We start from the raw sequence: 18,206 nt of genomic DNA, 5'->3' as shown, positions 1-18,206 counted from the left end.
AAAGTTTCTTTATCCAAAAAATTTGTAATCTCGCTAGGATTTTCATAAATGTAATGTCCTAAAATAATCAGAAAAATAATTACTGCCAAAATCAAGCCAAATATACCAGGTAGCCAGAAAAAAACTGACGATAGCCCCAGAATTTGGTATCATTATTCTTTTGAATGAGTATTTTTAAAAACTTTTAGCTGCTTTTTTAACTACTTTTTGACTTTTTCTCTAACCTCCTCTTTGGCTATTTTTCTTACTCTTTTCTAATTTTCTTCTTCTTTGTCTTTCCTCATCTTCTTCTTCCTCCTTTTTTGTATCTTCCTGATTAAAATCTAATCCATCTTTTTCAGAGGATGAATTTCTATATTCTTCTGGAGTTTCCCCATCATCCGCTTGGGTTTCAGGAATTTCACGTAAATTTTCTTGATTAATGTTTCTTTCATTAAAACGTTTTTCTTTTAACTCTCTTTCAATTTCCCTATCTTTATTTTCACTCTTTTTTTTTTCATCTAATTCTTTCATAACTTATATTTTATAGATCACTCTTTTCACCCCAGGAAGCAGCATTAATTTTCCATGTATTATCAATTTTTTTTAACTCTAAAACTAATTTCTGATAATAATTATCCAGAGTATCTGTTAGATCTTCTTCAGTTCTTTCAGTTAATAACTCTACTCTAGCGCTTTCGTCGGAAAAATTAGTTATTTTATTAGAAATTACTTTACTCACCATAGCTTTATAATCATCGTCTTCAGATCTAATTTTCTCTTGTTCTTCAATATAGCTATCTATATCTTTTTGGTAGCTAGAAGTCATCCATGATTTAAGGTTTTCTAAATTTTCAAAATCATTTTTGTTTGAATAACTGCCGAAACGTTCAGCAAAAGTATGGGCCATTCCTATTATTTCATTTTTTTCTTTACTTTTATCAATAGCCGAATTAGTATTATTATTCGCATTTGTATTAACCGAAAGATTTAGATTTTGATTCTGATTTAAATTTAAAGCAAAATTAGTATTTGCTTGATTAAGATTGTCGTCATTCACATTGCCATTACCCTCATACCAATAAAAAAATACAAAGGCCAGACCTCCTAAAATAATTATAACGGCTACCATAATGATAATAGATAATTTTTTCATATATTTATATTTTAATTAACCTAAACCTTGGCTGTCTTTACTAATATTTATACCTCTGATACTTTCCTCCTTAGCTTCAGGTTTTTCGCCAATTTTATTAACCGGGCTTTCTGCCTCTTCTCCTTTTATCCCCTCTTCTTGTTGTTCTTCGTCGTCTTCTACCATCTGATCTTTAAATTCTTTTTTGGCTTCTTCAATTTCTAAAAGTTGCTTGGGGTCAGAAGTTATAATTTGATCCTCAGCATAGGAAGCGACGATTTTTATAGCTGCGTGCCGGGTACCGGCAAAAAAGATACCTTCTCCCACGCCCGACTCTAAAAGCAAGTATCTTTCCCCTTGAGTTAAAAGAAAAGTTTTAGCCACAATATCAATACTAGACGGAGATTGTTTCATCAAAAGTTTAAGAGCCGAATTATTAACAATAGCCTGCCCATAGGGTGAGCGTAAAAAGTCATTAACATCCTGGGTAATAGTAGTCACACCAAGATAATATTTGCGGCAGCGTTTTACTAAAGCGTAAATAAATTTGGCGGAGTCTTCATTTTGCATAAGCCACCAAGCTTCATCAATAACTAAAATACGTTTTTTCATTTGCGAACGAACCACATTCCAAACATAAGAAATAATCATAGAGATACCAATCGGTCTTAATTCATCCTCTAAATCACGGACCGAAAATATGACCAATTGATTTTCAACTTCTACATTTGTCGGGCTGTTAAAAAGACCGGAAAATGTTCCTTCAGTATATTTTTTTACTCTTTGGACTAATTCTTCAGCTCCGACCATACCCTCAAGAACATTTTGTAAATCCTTCATTAAAGGAGGTTTAACTTTTTCTAAATCAGAATCAGCTGTAATATCATGAGTAGAATAAGTTTCTAATAAAGCCCGATCAATAATGGAATCTTCTTCATGAGTTAAATCTCCCAGCATTAAACGTAAAAGAGATTTTAAGGTAATAACGGCTGAACGAATAATATCAGCCGGTTTCTCACCACTGTATACTGATTTGGGTAAATCAAAGGGGTTAATCTTACTTTCAGAATTTAAGGAAATATTAATATAAGTACCGCCAACCGCATCTGAAATATATTTATACTCCATTTCCGGATCAATAATAATAACATCAGCGCCCAACATAAGTGAGCGTAGAACTTCCAGTTTAATAGCATAACTCTTACCAGAACCTGAGGTAGCAAAAACATTAAAGTTAGCATTCTCCAGAGAGAAACGATCATAAAGAATAAGACTGTTATTATGACGATTAATGCCGTAAAGAATACCATTTTCTGAAGTTAAATCGGCTGAAACAAAAGGGAAAGAAGAAGCACAAGGACTGGAATTCATATTAAAAGCTATTTGCAGTTCATCCAAACCCAAAGGCACTGTGGAATTGAAGCCTTGCTCAGCCTGAAAAAGCACTCTCTTAGTATAAACCAAAACCGAGCCAAAAATTGATTCTATTTTTTCTGTTATATTATTCAGTTCTTTTTTACTATCAGCATAAACACTGACATAAAGAGCAAATTGAAAAAATCTTTCTACCCCTTGAGTTAAACCATCTCTTAATTTTTCAATGTCTTTCAAAGCCGTTTCTCTCACCGGATCACGGGGGGCTCCTTTTTCCGCATCTGACATTATCTGAGCTTCTAAAACACCGACTCTATTTTTAAGTTGTTTTAAAATTACTTTTGATTCAACCGGATAAAAGAACATACTAACATCCAAGGTCAAGTTTAAGTTTATTACTGGAGCAAACCAGCCCACTGAAATATAGCGCGGATAAGTAACCACAAATATTGTACGCACAAATTGACTACCTAAATTTATATAATCTTTTTCAATATTAACAGCCGCCGGAGCTATTAAGTCTCTAACTGAAACAGCGCCTTTTTGATAAATTCTTTCGGCTTCAATCAGATCTTTTTCTTCTTCCGGTTTCAAATTTTTCTTTTTACTCTCTTCCGAAGCTACCTCTTTTTCTTTTTCTGATTTAAATTTTGATAGATTTATATCAGCCATAATTTATTTCTCTAAATTTATTTTTTCTACATCAGTTAATTTTTGTTGGTCATAAGTTTCCGGATTGTAAGTATTATAATACAATTCAATTAAACTCTGGGTATCTAGTGGCTCGGCCCTTAAGCCGATTGAGGAGAGATTGTCTCTGACAAAATCCACTTGTTTAAATAACTGTGTCTTATATTTATTAAACTTTTTCTTTTTTATATGTATAACTTTTCCGGGAGAAATGGCTTCAGTTAATCTATTCCAAAACTTTTTTGGTTTTTCTCCTTGTCCTGTATAGGGAATAACTACATAGAATTTCTTACTCATTATATCAGCCATTTCTACTAATTCAGTAATGTATTGTCTGTATTCTTTGGTTTGCATTTTTAAAAGTTCATTTGTTTGTTCTTTTTCTATTTTTAGAAGCCTATTCAAATATCCTTCAATATTTAATTTTCTTGACTGTATTACTATTTGTAGATTAAATTTAAGAGAATTTAAGAATTGTACATAATTCTGTATAACCGCATCCTGCTCTTCATTTGATTTTAAGGAAAAATTAATAGAAGAAACAATCAAAACTGCTCTTAAAGTGCCGTCTTTAAGAATAACACAATTATCCTTAATTTCCATTATATCTAGATATTTCTGGGTAGAAGCAGATTTCTTATTTTTTATTTTTTTTACTTTCTTTTTTTTACTCATTATTATCTTTTTTTCTTTTAATATATTTAACTGTTGATTTTTTAAATATTTTGTCTTCGTCCTTATAAGCCCCGCCTGTATCAACCACTAAAGAAAGACGGTTTAAATGCGATAAAGAAAGCGGTTCTTTTTTAGCTATTACTTTTGTATCGGGTGATTTAGATTTTTTAACTTGAAAATCTTTCTTACTAAATTCCTTATTCCAAACTCTTAATCTCGGATCTTTAATAATATTAAAGATATTAAGTAAAAAATATTGAAAAGACTGTCCATTTATTTTCAAAAAAGCTAAAGTCCCTGTAAAGGCAAATATAAACAAAGAAGTTATGCCAAAATACCAGAAATTTATAGAACCAAACAATTCATAATTAAGATAAATAACAATACCACCAGCCAATAAAATAATAAATTGCCTCACTGAAATAGAACCGATAATTTTACTTTCAATATCTATAAATTGTGGCACTGTGTATTGTCTCATAAACTAAAGCTTAATTTTTTATTTAAATCAACAATTTCGTTAAATTGTTGTTCACTTAAATAGGGCTGATTTTCTTTTTTTCTTTGTTCAATTATTTCCCGAATAGTTTTTTGGTTTTCCATACTCTGACGGCCCATTTCAAGATATAAATTATAAATTTCAGATTCCCGCCACGCTTTAACACCTTTCGAATATTTTGAAAAAGAATCTTCCTTTAATAAATTTAATTTTTCATAAATTTTCTGAGCCGCACTGTTTTTATCAGAGCCCAATCTTGAAAAATCACGAAGATTCATTTCCTTTAATTCATCAATAGGACCCAGTAATTTAGTTTTACCTTTTATATCTTCAATTTTCCTCTTTCCACGGACTGATGAGGTTGGCCGGGCAACTTTAATATCTTTCTTTTTTTCAGTTTTTGGTGATAATTCTGTCTTTGGTAAAATAGGCTCTTTTTTTTCTTCCTCTTTTGTTTTTTTTCTTTTTTCTTCTTTAAATTTTGGTTTAATATTTTTGCTTTTTTTGAGTTCGGGTCTTTTTTGTTCAGTGGCTGGTTTTTCTGCTTTAATATCTTCTTTACTCTTTATAACTTCTTTATCAGCCATAGCTTTTTCTAAAGCTTCTCTGGGAGTAGGTACTTTCTGTTTTACTTCTTTTTTTTCTTCCTCGTGTGGAATTTTATCAATTTTATCCTTATTTTTTTCCAGAATTTCAATAATATTTTGAGCTGTATCTTCAGAATAATTCAGGCCTCCCACTTTAGTGGAGCGCATTAATAAATCTTTAGTTCTTCTTTCATTGCGGATACCTTTAAAATATGAAATGCAAATTGATTTAAATCTTTTTTCTAAATTATCATCCGAAAAATTAATATTATTCTTTTCAATTATTTCCTTAATAACCGAATTAGATGTAACCATATTAGGCAGAGAATATGAGGACAGATTATCTTTTTGAGCCCTGATTTCTTCTTCATCCTCAGGATACATATAGGAAGAAGCAATCGGTTTTTCTGGTTTTTTGGCCTCTGGTTGGCTTTCCTCTTTTTTAGGCTTTTCTTCAATTTTAGTCGCTTTTTCTTTAGGAAATTCTTGCTTTTTCTTTTCATATGGTTCCTCTGGCTTAATTTTCTTTTTTTCTTCCGGATCCACCGTAGCTTTAGAAGAAATAGACTTATCGGCTGTAGATTTTTTATCCGCCGAAAATCTATCGGGAACGGGATCAGAAGTAAAAGCCACGTCAGATTCTTTTTCTTTTTCTAAAGATGAAGTTTTTTTCTCTAAATCATATAACTCTCCTCTATCCATAACATGAAGATTGCCTTTTTTATCACGCACCATCATTTTTTCCACTTTTTCCGGTTCTTTTTGAAAAGACTTTATTAATTCATAAAATTCAAAAAGATTTTGCAGCAGTGTTCTCGGTCCCAGTTCTATCTTTTTAAATTCTGGGGAATTAAGATATTCCTCTTTCTTTTTTTGATTAAAATTCTCACCAACACTTTGTTCAAAGTCTTTAAGCCAGTTAGAAACAGTTGGGGGCATTTTATGGCCTTCGGCTGAAACCATAAAAGTACCGACTGACTGATTATTATTTTTAAGAGCTTCAACTATTTGATTAATAAATTTCTGGCGGTCTGAGGGAAGCCAGGAAATAAGCCTTAGCTTAAACTCTAAAACAAAATCACTGTCGGAAATTAATTCTAAGAGATTAGTTTGAATTTCTTCAAATAAATCTTCTTCACTTATCAGTTGTATGGATTTTCCCTCCGTCATATTATAAGGTAGTTATTGGTCTTGATTGGGTTATATAAAATTTATTTTTTGCCCGAGCCCATTCAATATCCTGTGGATGGCGGTAATGCTTTTCTATCTGGCTGCAGATTTTACTCAGCCCTATTATTTCTTGGCCGCTTAATTTTTGTTTTCCAATATCTTTATTTACTATTTTTACTTTCTTAGTCCCGCCATTTTTTTTATAAGCTATTTTTTCTTTTTGTTCAGAAATATTTATATCAACAATATAATCATCTTCTTTATCAATAACATAAGTGTCAGGAGTCACTTGACCGGAGACAATGGCTTCACCCTGGCCTAAGACCGCTTCAATCACCATTTGGTTTTTATCGCGGGTAACCGGATGAACGGTAAAAGCCACCCCGGAAACTTCTGAATCAATCATATCCTGAACTACTACAGCTACTCCCACCTTTCTTTTATGTAGCCCCTTTTCAAAGCGGTAAAAAATAGCCCGAGGAGTGTATAAGGAAGACCAGCAAGTTCTTACTTTATCCATTAAATTCTTTTTATCAACAAAGAGATAAGTTTCCAATTCACCAGCCCAAGAAGCTATTTTTGAATCTTCAGCTGTAGCTGAACTGCGGACCGCTACAAATTTACTTTTTAAATTATCAAAGGCTTTTTCAATTTGTTTTTTTATGTCTAAAGAAACTTTAAAATCATGGATTAAATCTCTAATTTTGCTTGAAGTTCTTTCCACACTGTTAACATCTTTAACACTTACTTTATCCAAAGCTGCTTCAATTTCTACATTAATATCCGTATCTTTTAAATATTTTTCAAAAGCATTGGCTAAAACTACAAATCCAGGTGGTACTGGTAATTTTATGCCTGTCATTTCACCCAAAGAAGCGCCCTTACCACCGGCTTTTTTCACGTCTTTTTTGCTTATTTTTGAAAAAGGTAAGACAAAATTAGGCATATATTTTACTTGTTTATTATACCATATAATGTTTGTTTAGACAAAGAAAGTTTAATAGGCTTTTTTGAGGGGTCAGTGTCTTGATTTTAGATGTATTTTAGACCCAAGTACTAAAAACAAATTTCAAATTTCAAATTCAAATGATCCAATGATCAAAATTTCTATGTTTCTTGATTCCCTTTAGTTGCGGTATATTTCCATTATTTTAAAATTTTAGGTATTTCTTTAATCAAATCCCGAGCGTTATAATAAACTTTGTATTTTTTATATAATTTATCTCCGGCTAAGCCATTAACTAAACAGCCAGCTTTAGTGGCGGTTAATAAATCATTTTTACAAGCCAAAGCGCTAATTAAACCGGCCAGAACATCACCGGTGCCGCCTTTGGTCATACCTTGATTACCTCGAGTATTGAAAAAACATGCCTGGGGCGAGCAAATAATATCTTTTTTTCCTTTTAATAATATATTGACCCGATACTTTTTAGCCATTTTTTTGAGATTTTCCTGATTGGCTTTTATGTTAAATAATTTTTTAAACTCGCTGCTGTGGGGAGTAATCAGAATATTTTTATTTAACTGCTTTAAATTAACTAAAGCCAGAGCATCAGCATCTAAAACGAATTTTTTATTTTTATGCTTTTTTAATAAATTATTTATTAATTTTTTATTAGCTTCATTTTTACCCCAACCCGGACCAATTAAAAGACAATCTGATTTTTGAATTGTTTTCGATAATTCTTTTTTACTGACTACAATGAAAGACGGAGTTTTCTTTTTTATTTCTTCCATTAAGCGCATAGCCATTGGATCTGAATGAAAATAAATCAAATCAACAATTTTTGAAGCCGCTTCAATAGCATACCAAGGAGCCCCGTGGTACTTTTTTGAACCGGCTAAAATCAATAAAACACCGTTGTCGCCTTTGTGGGAATTTTTGGGTGGTTGATAGAGTTTTTTAAAAATTAATTTATTTATTTTTTTCATATAGATAAATTTTTTAGAGACTAGCCCGATCTGAGGATCGGGCAGTACCCAGAGTAGAAGATTCTCGGAATAGATGTTAAAGTCGTAAAAATCATTCATCCAGACTGAATATTTTCTTTTCTTTCTAAAACTAGTCGGGTAGGCCGAATCCTCAGATTCGGCCGAGAGACTAGCCCGATCTGAGGATCGGGCAGTACCCAGAGTAGAGGGATAATTAAAAATTTTACCAGTCATAGAAAATGTTTTAAGTAAATCTTTTTCATTTTCTTTTATTAACTGCTTTATAATTTGAACACTTGTAAATTTCTTAAAATCCCTCATTACCTTTGAAATATCATTATATTTTTTATTTAATTGAATTAATAAATGTAGATGATTAGGCATAATTACGTAACCCAATAATTTAAAACTAAATTTACGGCGGTAAAAATTTAGATTATCAATTACTATTTGGCAAAGATTTTCTTTCTTAAAAAGCCAGTATTTTTTATATGTATTAATAGTGATGAAATGAACTTGGTTCTTAAGATTATATTTTTTCATGAAAGATTATTAATAATATCGTCTATTCTTTGAATCTCCTGTTTCACAACCTCGGTATCATACTCCCCGGCGTGCATTTTGCTGCCAGCATAGCTGGCCTTTTTAGCGTCCAGATGTAAATTTAAAACCAATTTATCCTGACTCTCTTCATTAACATAAATATGAAACTGGGGATAGCGGCTTCTCCCGGCCCGCCGAGCAAAACCAGGCTCACCCCGAAACATACCCGTATAATGATAACCACACTTCTTGAGTAAAGTCGGTGTATTTAGACGGATATTATTTTTATTTAGAGTAAAACGCATATAATTATTTTAGCTTATTTTTTGGCTAAAATCAAATAAAAAAACCAGTTTATTAAAAGCCTGGTTTTTGGTTAAAATTTAATTATCTTAGAACAAGTTGACCATTTTCTAAACTGGTCTCAGCCCATTTATAGTTTTCAGTTTTTAAGTCAAAGTAAGCCAAACCCAAAAGCTCTTTTTGATTCAAGGCCATGAATATATTCTCCAATTGCGTAGCTACAAAAGACCCGGCTGATTTATCGGAAGAGAAGGCTTTGGATAATAAGTATTTAATAAATATTTTAGTATAAATTGGATGATTAAAATTTTCTTCAAATTTACTAATCTGTTTTTGTTCGTCTAGTTCCGGCATTTGTTTTTTTAGAAGAAGTATAATCTCTTGTTTGAAAATATCTTTAAATTTCTCTTCTTTGTTTATATTTTTTAGCTCTCTTAAACGTGATAGGATAAAAAGGTAGGCGGATAAATTTTCTCCATTATTTTCTTTTATGTTATCAAATAATTCTAATTTTATTTTTTCACTATTCTGGCCGGAAGATTTAATAATATTAGCTTCCTCATTATTTATCCCCCTCATTAGCTCTTGATATTTGCCTAAAGATCTTTTTACTTTATCTTGAATGTTTTTTGTCTCTTTTTTTAAAGCTTTATCTTTTTCCCTATCTGTTTTTTCTGTTTCCTTTTTTAAGGAAGTTTTAGCTTCTGGTTCATTGCTTTCCTCTTTTCTTTTATAACCGTATTTTATAAGTATTTTTTCAGCAATATCAAATTCCTTTTTTGTTTTTTCATCAACGTTAATTTTTTCCATTCTGCCATTATTAAAAACCCTCTTTACCCCATTTTTATCAATAACTGTAATTTTTCTTTCCAAGCCTTCCATTGAACTAGATGAAATGTGTAAATTATTGTAGATTTCATAAAGTTTAGAGATTATTATTTTATCCCTTTCCTTTTTTAGATTTTGGATATTTTTACTGTTATTAATAAATGCAGCTAAACTTAAAGCATCATTTTTTTTCAAATCCATATTTATTTGGCAGTCTCTTAACCAGTCTTTTATAGTCGGCTCTGTACTCTTTTCATTAACTACTATCTCTTCTTCTCCTACTTTCTGATTATTTTCCTGTATAGCAGCAATTAATTTTTTCTTTAAAGCATCTCTATCTTCAAAAAACATGAGCGTAGATATTTTCGTTTTAACTTTTTCATATATTTCAGGAAAGTCAATATCTAATATTTCAAAGAGGTTATTACGAAATAATTCAATAATTTCTTCTTCTTTCAGAAAATTTATGGATAATATTTTGGCATATTTTATTACTTCCTGATAAGATTTATAAAAACTCTGATATTTTTCTTTAAAATTATCAATTTTACTCAATATATTAGGCAAAGCCCTGGCCATAGCATAAGCATCTTTATATTTATCAAAAGTATATAGATACTCTAAATAATCCTGGTATTTTTTTAAGGTTTCTTTTTTTGTATAATCTATATTTTTTATTGGTTCTTTTACCATATTAACTTATTTTAATAATTTTCCCATCCTCCCAAATTTCTTTGATGCATTCTTTCTAAATCATCAAATTCGCTTTCTCCACCAGTAGCCGCAAAATTTTGTATACCATCAACAACTTTTAAATAACGATCTCTTTCTTCAGCCGGTATTTCTGTGGATAATTCTTGAAGAAGATCAATATTATTTTCTTTACTTAAATTAATAGCCAAGTTAACCCCAAAACGTCCCCGCTCTAAAAGTGTGGGAAACTTTTTCCAGTTTTCCATCATAAAAGCCAAGGCAAAATCATTCATCATAAAATCTCTTCCGCCTCCACCACGGAAATCCCATTTATCTTTAATTCTTTCTGAGCCAAAAGCTAATCGGTTAAATCTTCTCATAGTATTTTCAAAATCAAGTTTTCTCACCTCAGCCATTACTTCGGTTAAACGATCTTTTTCTTTTTGCCAAACTTGTCGGCCGTCTTGTACGCCTACAGCCCGGGCCGCCCCCCAGTGATTCATTCTTTCAGCTGTATAAGAAACATCGTTAGCTATACTCAAGGCTTGTTCCATAGACATGCCCATCCCCTTTTTACCCTTCATACCCTCAACATAATGACCAAATTTATCAATGTAACTTTCCCAAGATAAACCGGCTTTTTCTGTTTCTTCTCTAAAATTCTTGCCCAAACCTTTTTCACCGACTAATTCACCCATGACAAATTGTTTTAACCCTTTAGCATCACTATCATAACCATAATAATTTTGTATTTCGTTTTCATTGCCATATTCAGCCGCCTTAAGATAACCGGCCGCCACCCGAGTTAAATTATTTTTTTTCTTAGCGTCTTCAATAAAACTGGCAATTTCCTGCCAACTGTCAGTGGTCAATTCATTTTTTTCTTTCTGAATAGCCAAACGCTGATTTTTACGGGTCGAGTAATCAATAGCCGGCATTCTATCAATTTCTTTTTTTCTAGCCTTTTCATATTCCTTTTTCTGGGCTTCGCGCTGCCTTAATAATTCCCGTCTATCTATTTCCGTCATATCAGTAAAATCTTTTTCGAATTCTTTATTTTCAATTTTCTCATTTATCTCATTTATTTTATTTTCTTTTCTTTCTTTCTCTTTATCACTCAAAGGAGCCTTTTCTATTTCTTCTTTTCTTTTTTCTAGGTCTTTTTTTAGATTCTTTTCTTTAGAAAGATCAATTTTTATATTCTTTTTCTTGCCTTCCTCTTCTTTTGCTTTAATATCCCTATCAATTTTTTTTAACTCATCATTAATAGCTTGCAGTTTTTTTTCTCTTTGCTTTTGGTCTTCTTCCATTATAAAATCAGGATCTTTTATTTCATTTTTTTCTTTTTTTAGTTTTTCTATTTCCTCTTCTTTATTATTAAAATAAGCCTTTCTTAAATCGCCATCACTGTAATTTTTGTCTTCAAATTTTTTTCTGGCTTCTTTATTCAGCTCATGTGGATTTAACATATTTTCTGCTTTGTTTCTATTCCATTCTTTATTAAACTTTTTTTCTTCTTCTTTAATTTCTTCATCAGTTAAACCCTTTTTTTCTAATCTCGTTCTCATTTTCTCCCATTTTTCATCAAAAGTTATCCTCTGCGTACCTATTTTTTTTCCTTTTTCATTTTTAATAACCTCTCCGACAGAAGCATAGCGCATCCATTCCTCATTAACTGTCTGAAAATCTTTCTTAAATTCAGCCAGGTCATTTTCAGTAGCGCCATCAGCTTTAAGTTCTTTTTCTAGTTCTGGCCAGGATTTTTCCGGTTTTAAATCTTCTCTTTTTTGTGCCACTTCTTCAGTTTTTTCTTTAATTACTTTTTCTTTCTCTTTTTCGATCATCTTTTCTTCTTGAATTTTAGTTACATCCTTGTACTCTCCTTTTTCATCATCGTATACTTCACTATCGCGTTCTTTGATCTTATCTAATTTAGCTTTTTGCTCTAAAGAAGCGTCGTGCATTTTTTTTGTACCTTTGCCAAAAAATTGAAGGGGGTGCCTTAACATTTTTCCAGGTGTTGACAAACGCCAATATTCATAAAAAGCGTGTTCGGGATTACTTAAAGAGGCTGCCAAATGATAACCTTTTTCTCTTCTTTTTTGGGACTTAGCCCTCATTCTGTCTTCGCGTTCTTGTAACTTCCTTTCGCCACCTCTTTCAATACCCTTCCCCCATTCAGAGGGACGCAATTCAAAACCGGTCCTAGCCATAGTTTCTCCCAAAGCCCACTTACCTACGCCCTTAGCTGCTCTTTTAACCGGTTTAGTGCGAGCCAGTAAACCAAGTCCTGTTCTTCCAGCTCCAAAAGTCACTCCAGCCGCTCCCAGTTTAGCGGCTTTAGTCAGACCGGTTTTCACCTTGCCCAAAACCGTGCCAGCCGCTTGTCCGCCGGCCGAGGACATTTTTTGGGCTACCAATAAAGAACCCATAAGCAGAGAAATGGAAATAATAAAACTAAGCAGCCGATCTGAAGAAGAAATATTACTAATGGTCGTGTAAAATTTACCCCCCACCGATGCGCCAAGGTCCTGCATACCAGTGTCCTCTTCGTATTCAATAGCCTGTTCAGTGGTAATTTTACGGTCGCCATAGTTAAGTTCTTCTTGGGCTAATTTGTCGCCACCAGAGGTAGAAATAATACTCAAAGAAAGCCATAAGAAAAAAGCAATTAAAGGACCGTTAATTAAATTTTTACCAAATTCCTTCCACCACATAGAAGAGGCTTTCTCGCCCGAGCCCGGCCAAGTACGCAGAAAATAAGCCAGAGGAGAGAGAACGATTAACAGCCATAAAACCAGTATTCTCATGAGTAAAACCATAGTAAGTACCAAAACAGTAACTACCGCTATGGTTAAGAGTATAATAGCTAGAAGTAGAGCTCCGATTACGCCGGAAAATTCTAAATCCTGCCCGCCGCTTTCCATAAATTTGAACATTTCCTCCAGTCCAAAAGCTGAGATTAAATTACCAGCCGCAATATCGGAAAAAGCATTAACAAAAGTCATCATAATTACCTGGGAAACATCAATTAAAAATAAAGCAATAAACTTGGAAAAATTAATCAAAAAAGCCATCAAAATAAATCGGCCCAAAAGCTTATTATAGCGGTAGGTTTCCCATTTAAATATGGTGCCAAAAGCAATCATCAAAAGCACGGCTACAAAAAACATATTACAAACATCGCGAATAATCACCCAGCCTTTTTGCACGGCTGTGGCCTGGCCAAAATCATTATATTGCACAATAGCAATCAACATCTGGATAACAGCCACTAAAATTTTACCTAAAAGCCCAGCCACCTCATAAAGCAGATGACCAAGTAATTCGGTAAAAAGTTCAACCGCTCCAGCGTTAGCGGCCTGGGGCCAGAAAATACCAAAAGACACCAGTATAAAAACAAGGCTGAGACTGGTTAGAGTGTATTTAACTTTTTTGTTTTTTAAGTTAAATAGCATTTTAATCGGTTAAATCAACAATTAAAGGCGTGCAGGAGCGTCCGTCATCCAGACCGCCTGAACATATTCCATCTTGGCAAGTACCACCTTGACAGGTACTGATCGGAGTCCAGGTTGAAGTCGGATGCAAATCACAAGTATAAACACCCGTGCAATTACCGTAAGGACAATCAGGTACAGCATCAAAAGGCCAAATCGGTATTTCATCACAAATCAAGCCGTCTCTTGAACCGCCATCACAAGTGCCGTAATAGATATAATTAGTATCTTGAGCAGAAGAACACCAGCCCCAATTATCTTCAATGGCGATTTTTATATTATATTTGACGCCAGAAGGCTCAGCTTGATAAGCATGGGTGTAGATATGGGGATTGTTTGGGTCTGATTTTGATTTATAACCGTAATTTACTTGATCTATAGTGTCATCGCCCCAATCAATCCAGATATTTTTTAAGGGCTGCTGTTGGCGGTCAACTTCAGTATTAAAGCTTAGCTTTACTTTACCGCCGTCTTTACCTAATTTAGCTGTATTGGAAGTGCCATCCCCCAGTTTAATATTAGTAATCTTGGGTGGGAATCCGCAGTAAGTGTCCGGATTTAAAGGATCATAATCCGGCCTGATACCGTCTGCACAAACCCGATTAGGCGGACCCCAGCCTGGTTTAGAATGATATACCAAAGGCGAATCACTATCACTAATAGAGGAGTAACGGCCGTTGGTCTGATCCCATTCATATATACCATAACTTAAGGCAAATAAACTCCTGATTCTATTTTCGGCAAAATATGTGTGATAACATTCTTCTCCAACATTACAATCATCATCTGTATTACATTCTTTTCCTAGCCGGTCACCATCACACCGACCTGTCGTTGGCCAAAGCATAACTTCCTGCTCACCGCGATTGCTAGCAGCTCCACCAATACAATAATCTTCCCCGCCACAATCATCATCAGTATAACAATTTTCATCACTTTTTTTGCATATGCCAACCCCGACACAAGTCCCATACTTTATCTGAGTAAGATCAGTATCATCTACACAATCCAAATTACTTCGACAAGGATTTCCATCAAGAGCTCCACCACCATAACATCGACGATTATTACAATCACCAACACAAGCATAAGGTTTACCAGCTCTTTCCTGGAAAGGAAAGGAAAAGTCTGTTCTATTGGGCTCTTCTACCAAAAGATGTTGTCTTAAATTTTCCGGGTTAGTCATAACAGCTCCGCCATAAGGGTTTAAGTCAGTGCTTTGCAAATAATTTAGATCTGAAACTTTATAGTTACTAGAATTTATAGTTTCAGCCCAAGCCATATTACCTCCTCCATCCGTTACAACTTTAGCTAATTTATTACATCTCTCACGTAACTCTATATTTACTCTATAAGAAGAAACTTCGGCGTCGGAGGGAGTATTATCGTCACCCCACATAGCCATCGCAGTAAGCTGACCTCTATCATCTATACTACAGCTTCTCACAACACCACTGTTATCTAAACATTCAAAAATTAGAAAAAACACTAAATCATTTTCATCATGTGCCCTCAATCTCCAATATATTTTTCCGTCATCAACAAATCTCTTCCGATATCTCTTGTTCGTAGGACCCTTAACTTCACTATCATAATAGTCACCATACATCTTATCTCCATCAAACGTAAGTCCGCCTACTGGCCATTCACCACCCGAAGAAATAAACGACCACAAAATACCCTCATCCCAATTTGCGATAGTATCTAATGAAAGATATGAAATTACATTTTCAGATAAGTAATGATATTCGGGATGTTTAGTTTCCATATATTCAATAACCCCGTAGCAATAACCTGCAGGAGTTTCATCACCATCAATTGCAGCAAGATGATCACAGCTAGCATCATCAGGGGCCCACTCTTCGCCAATTGGTAAAACTGCAATCTCACTACCAGTAAGTGAATATCCCTGTTCAACACCGCCTGTCTGATTACAAATAGCAAAATCATAATCAGAAGAATCAAATTGTGGGTATGTAGGCAAATCATCTTCCGAATCTATTCCATACTCTTGACCACTAGCACATTCATCTAAATAATTAACATTCCAACCCAACCAACTATCGGTAGAATTATCCACAACTCTTTCAAGTGTCGAATCGCCCCCCTCACTCTCCATACACATATAAACCGGCTGGCGGCCAGTGTAACCGGCCGACTCTCTCTGGCCAAAAATATTGTCTTCGTATTTGAGGATATCCACCGGCCACCAGGAAATACATTTATTTTCGTTTTTAGGGTCCCAGTCCAGGCAATAGCCATACCAGCCCTTGTGATAAATACCGTTGTCATCAAAATATTCACAAGACATAGAGTCTTCTTCTGGATAAAGACGGCAGGAGCGTTTTAAATAAAAGTCATCTTTAACCTCTAAAACCGGCTCTAACTTAAGATCGTCAATATAAAAGGCCTGGGTATCAGAATTTGAATTTAAGACTACCTGAATATAAGTATCCTGCTTGCCAAGGCCGTCAATAGCCGGGGTGGTTATTTGCTGCCAGCCAGTGGTTAGCAAATAGGTGCCAAAATCATGAATAGTCGGGTCAGAGCCACCGCTGCTCAAACGAATATCCACTCTTTGACTGGCAGAATCACTGGATTTGATACGCAAATTAGCCACGTATTTACTAGCCGTAGCAGTACTGCCTTGGGCTAAAATACTCACACCCTGACCCGGTCCATCCATAGACCCAACTTTCAAACAACGGTTTTCTTTATTTGGCTGGCTCGGATCCCAAACACTCTCTAAATCAGTATTGTTTGACGCTTTATTAGGATATTTTATAAAATTATCGGACCATTCAGCAATATCATAAGTCTTAACATCTTCTAGACCAGGCTTATCACTATTTATTTCCGCTTGAATAATTTTTGTTTCTTCAAAATTCCAGTTCTTAATTTTTAATTTACCGCCCACTTCTGACATAGAGGACCAGGGATAATAGCCCGAGATAACCGGTGATCCTTTTTCATAGCGCCAGTCAAGACCAGCGTTGATTGAGCCAGACAGCCAGCGAATTTTATCAGCTTCTTCGGGCATACGATAAGTTTCCTGAACCTGGGGTAGGTTAGCATAACTAGTGCACTGGCCACTTTCTCCCAGAGAAGTACAAACTGCCAAGTTCATACAAAGCTCTTCAGACTGACCGGTTTCCGGGTTAGTCTGTTCAATAGCCGTGCCACAAGTGAGCCATTTGGCACATTCGCGGTCTCTGGCTACTTTAAGCACAGTGTTGGCATTACACCGGGGATAGCTTGAGTTACAACCGGGATCTACCGCCGGACTGATGAAATTACCATTTATATCATAGCACTGCGGAGAATTACACTGATAATAATTAAGTACATTAACAGTCGGGTCACTGACACAAGTGCCGTCTGTACGGCAGGTTTCTCCCTCGGGGCAAGCGTAGCCGCATTTATCACACCTTTTAATCAAAGCGGCCGCTCCGGGATCACAATAACTGGTGCCCGAACAATCACCAATTAAAATTCCACCGCCACAACCAGCATTAAACTTAGTACTATCTGGCATAGTCGCCGGTGGTGGCTCAGGATTAGTCTTAAACTCAAATTCACCACTAACAAAGCTGCTGCCACTGGCATCTTCTATACGAGCTCGGTAATAATAATCTGTATCCGAAAAAAGACCGGATAAATATATAGTTGAGGAAATAGCGTAAGAAGCTGTGCTTTGAGCATGAGTATAGCCACTGGAATCAGTCTGTGAAGAAGTGTCATAAAATATAGTAACCTGACTGGGTGAAGAAGCCGTTAGACTAACTTGGGCCCGGTCATAATTTGCTTCCACCTGCATTGATTCCACAGTAAGAGCAGTGGTAGAGGTGGTTGAAGACTCTTCGCTAGTGGTAAAAGTCCGGTCAACACTCGTCTTTACTTCTCCGTCTTCTGACTGGGAAACTACCTGATAATGATAAGTGGTCTTTGCTTCCAAGCCACTAACTGTTAAGCGGTGAATTCTCTCCATAACTGAAGAACTAACATTAGGCATTTCATAATCAGACGTAGTGCCTATATTTACCAAAGAATCAGATGGCTCATTTGTTTCCCAATGTATAACCGCATTATCATGGTTAATAGTGCTGACATGAATATTGGTTAAATAAAGGGCTGAGGTTTGCGCTTGGACCTTGGAAAAGGGGTTAATAATATTTTTTATACTATCAAAATTAAAATTTAAAGAGAAAATAAAACTACCAAAGAAAACTAGGCAAATCGCAATAATACTCAGAACTAAAGTTTTTCTATTTATTTTTTTGTTATTTCTAAATTTCATTTTA

The 18,206-nt window shown here is 34.5% G+C and carries 12 protein-coding genes; all 12 read right to left on the bottom strand.

Annotated elements, in window-relative coordinates:
- Positions 1 to 219 precede the first annotated feature (219 nt).
- The gene (locus U5L76_05680; GenBank protein MDZ7799056.1) at positions 220 to 513 is read right to left on the bottom strand and encodes a hypothetical protein; all 294 of its coding nucleotides are present in this window, start codon (positions 511 to 513) and stop codon (positions 220 to 222) included.
- 10 nt (positions 514 to 523) lie between these two features.
- Positions 524 to 1,135, bottom strand: coding sequence for a hypothetical protein (locus tag U5L76_05675; protein ID MDZ7799055.1), 612 nt, complete (start codon positions 1,133 to 1,135; stop codon positions 524 to 526).
- Between the two features lie 15 nt (positions 1,136 to 1,150).
- A complete protein-coding gene (locus U5L76_05670) occupies positions 1,151 to 3,160 on the bottom strand; it encodes an ATP-binding protein (protein MDZ7799054.1) in 2,010 nt (669 codons plus the stop codon).
- Positions 3,161 to 3,163: 3 nt separating this feature from the next.
- Positions 3,164 to 3,853 carry a hypothetical protein gene (locus U5L76_05665; protein MDZ7799053.1) on the bottom strand — a complete coding sequence of 230 codons (690 nt, stop codon included), beginning with the start codon at positions 3,851 to 3,853 and terminating at the stop codon, positions 3,164 to 3,166.
- Positions 3,846 to 4,334 (bottom strand): PrgI family protein, encoded by a 489-nt coding sequence (locus tag U5L76_05660; GenBank protein ID MDZ7799052.1) that lies wholly within the window; start codon positions 4,332 to 4,334, stop codon positions 3,846 to 3,848. Before U5L76_05660 ends, U5L76_05665 begins: the two co-directional genes overlap by 8 nt.
- The gene (locus U5L76_05655) at positions 4,331 to 6,109 is read right to left on the bottom strand and encodes a hypothetical protein (GenBank protein MDZ7799051.1); all 1,779 of its coding nucleotides are present in this window, start codon (positions 6,107 to 6,109) and stop codon (positions 4,331 to 4,333) included. The genes U5L76_05660 and U5L76_05655 overlap by 4 nt, the downstream gene beginning before the upstream one ends.
- 1 nt (position 6,110) lies before the next feature.
- The gene (locus tag U5L76_05650; protein MDZ7799050.1) at positions 6,111 to 7,055 is read right to left on the bottom strand and encodes a PEP/pyruvate-binding domain-containing protein; all 945 of its coding nucleotides are present in this window, start codon (positions 7,053 to 7,055) and stop codon (positions 6,111 to 6,113) included.
- A gap of 200 nt (positions 7,056 to 7,255) precedes the next feature.
- On the bottom strand, positions 7,256 to 8,584 hold the full coding sequence (locus U5L76_05645; protein MDZ7799049.1) for an NAD(P)H-hydrate dehydratase: 1,329 nt from the start codon (positions 8,582 to 8,584) through the stop codon (positions 7,256 to 7,258).
- Positions 8,581 to 8,889, bottom strand: coding sequence for a hypothetical protein (locus U5L76_05640; protein ID MDZ7799048.1), 309 nt, complete (start codon positions 8,887 to 8,889; stop codon positions 8,581 to 8,583). The genes U5L76_05645 and U5L76_05640 overlap by 4 nt, the downstream gene beginning before the upstream one ends.
- 82 nt (positions 8,890 to 8,971) lie before the next feature.
- Positions 8,972 to 10,408, bottom strand: coding sequence for a hypothetical protein (locus tag U5L76_05635; protein ID MDZ7799047.1), 1,437 nt, complete (start codon positions 10,406 to 10,408; stop codon positions 8,972 to 8,974).
- A gap of 11 nt (positions 10,409 to 10,419) precedes the next feature.
- Positions 10,420 to 13,866 carry a hypothetical protein gene (locus U5L76_05630; GenBank protein ID MDZ7799046.1) on the bottom strand — a complete coding sequence of 1,149 codons (3,447 nt, stop codon included), beginning with the start codon at positions 13,864 to 13,866 and terminating at the stop codon, positions 10,420 to 10,422.
- Between the two features lies 1 nt (position 13,867).
- Positions 13,868 to 18,202, bottom strand: a complete 4,335-nt coding sequence (locus U5L76_05625) for a fibronectin type III domain-containing protein (protein MDZ7799045.1) — start codon at positions 18,200 to 18,202, stop codon at positions 13,868 to 13,870.
- Between the last annotated feature and the right edge of the window lie 4 nt (positions 18,203 to 18,206).

This window comes from Patescibacteria group bacterium, assembly GCA_034520665.1.
Classification (GTDB): domain Bacteria; phylum Patescibacteriota; class Patescibacteriia; order JAXHNJ01; family JAXHNJ01; genus JAXHNJ01.
The sequence above is the reverse complement of the archived record's forward strand: the minus strand, read 5'-3'. Positions and strand labels throughout refer to the sequence as shown.

Coding starts and splice junctions, on each gene's coding strand:
- U5L76_05680 (MDZ7799056.1), bottom strand. CDS start 513: ATGAAAGAATTAGATGAAAAAAAAAAGAGTGAAAATAAAGATAGGGAA.
- U5L76_05675 (MDZ7799055.1), bottom strand. CDS start 1,135: ATGAAAAAATTATCTATTATCATTATGGTAGCCGTTATAATTATTTTA.
- U5L76_05670 (MDZ7799054.1), bottom strand. CDS start 3,160: ATGGCTGATATAAATCTATCAAAATTTAAATCAGAAAAAGAAAAAGAG.
- U5L76_05665 (MDZ7799053.1), bottom strand. CDS start 3,853: ATGAGTAAAAAAAAGAAAGTAAAAAAAATAAAAAATAAGAAATCTGCT.
- U5L76_05660 (MDZ7799052.1), bottom strand. CDS start 4,334: ATGAGACAATACACAGTGCCACAATTTATAGATATTGAAAGTAAAATT.
- U5L76_05655 (MDZ7799051.1), bottom strand. CDS start 6,109: ATGACGGAGGGAAAATCCATACAACTGATAAGTGAAGAAGATTTATTT.
- U5L76_05650 (MDZ7799050.1), bottom strand. CDS start 7,055: ATGCCTAATTTTGTCTTACCTTTTTCAAAAATAAGCAAAAAAGACGTG.
- U5L76_05645 (MDZ7799049.1), bottom strand. CDS start 8,584: ATGAAAAAATATAATCTTAAGAACCAAGTTCATTTCATCACTATTAAT.
- U5L76_05640 (MDZ7799048.1), bottom strand. CDS start 8,889: ATGCGTTTTACTCTAAATAAAAATAATATCCGTCTAAATACACCGACT.
- U5L76_05635 (MDZ7799047.1), bottom strand. CDS start 10,408: ATGGTAAAAGAACCAATAAAAAATATAGATTATACAAAAAAAGAAACC.
- U5L76_05630 (MDZ7799046.1), bottom strand. CDS start 13,866: ATGCTATTTAACTTAAAAAACAAAAAAGTTAAATACACTCTAACCAGT.
- U5L76_05625 (MDZ7799045.1), bottom strand. CDS start 18,202: ATGAAATTTAGAAATAACAAAAAAATAAATAGAAAAACTTTAGTTCTG.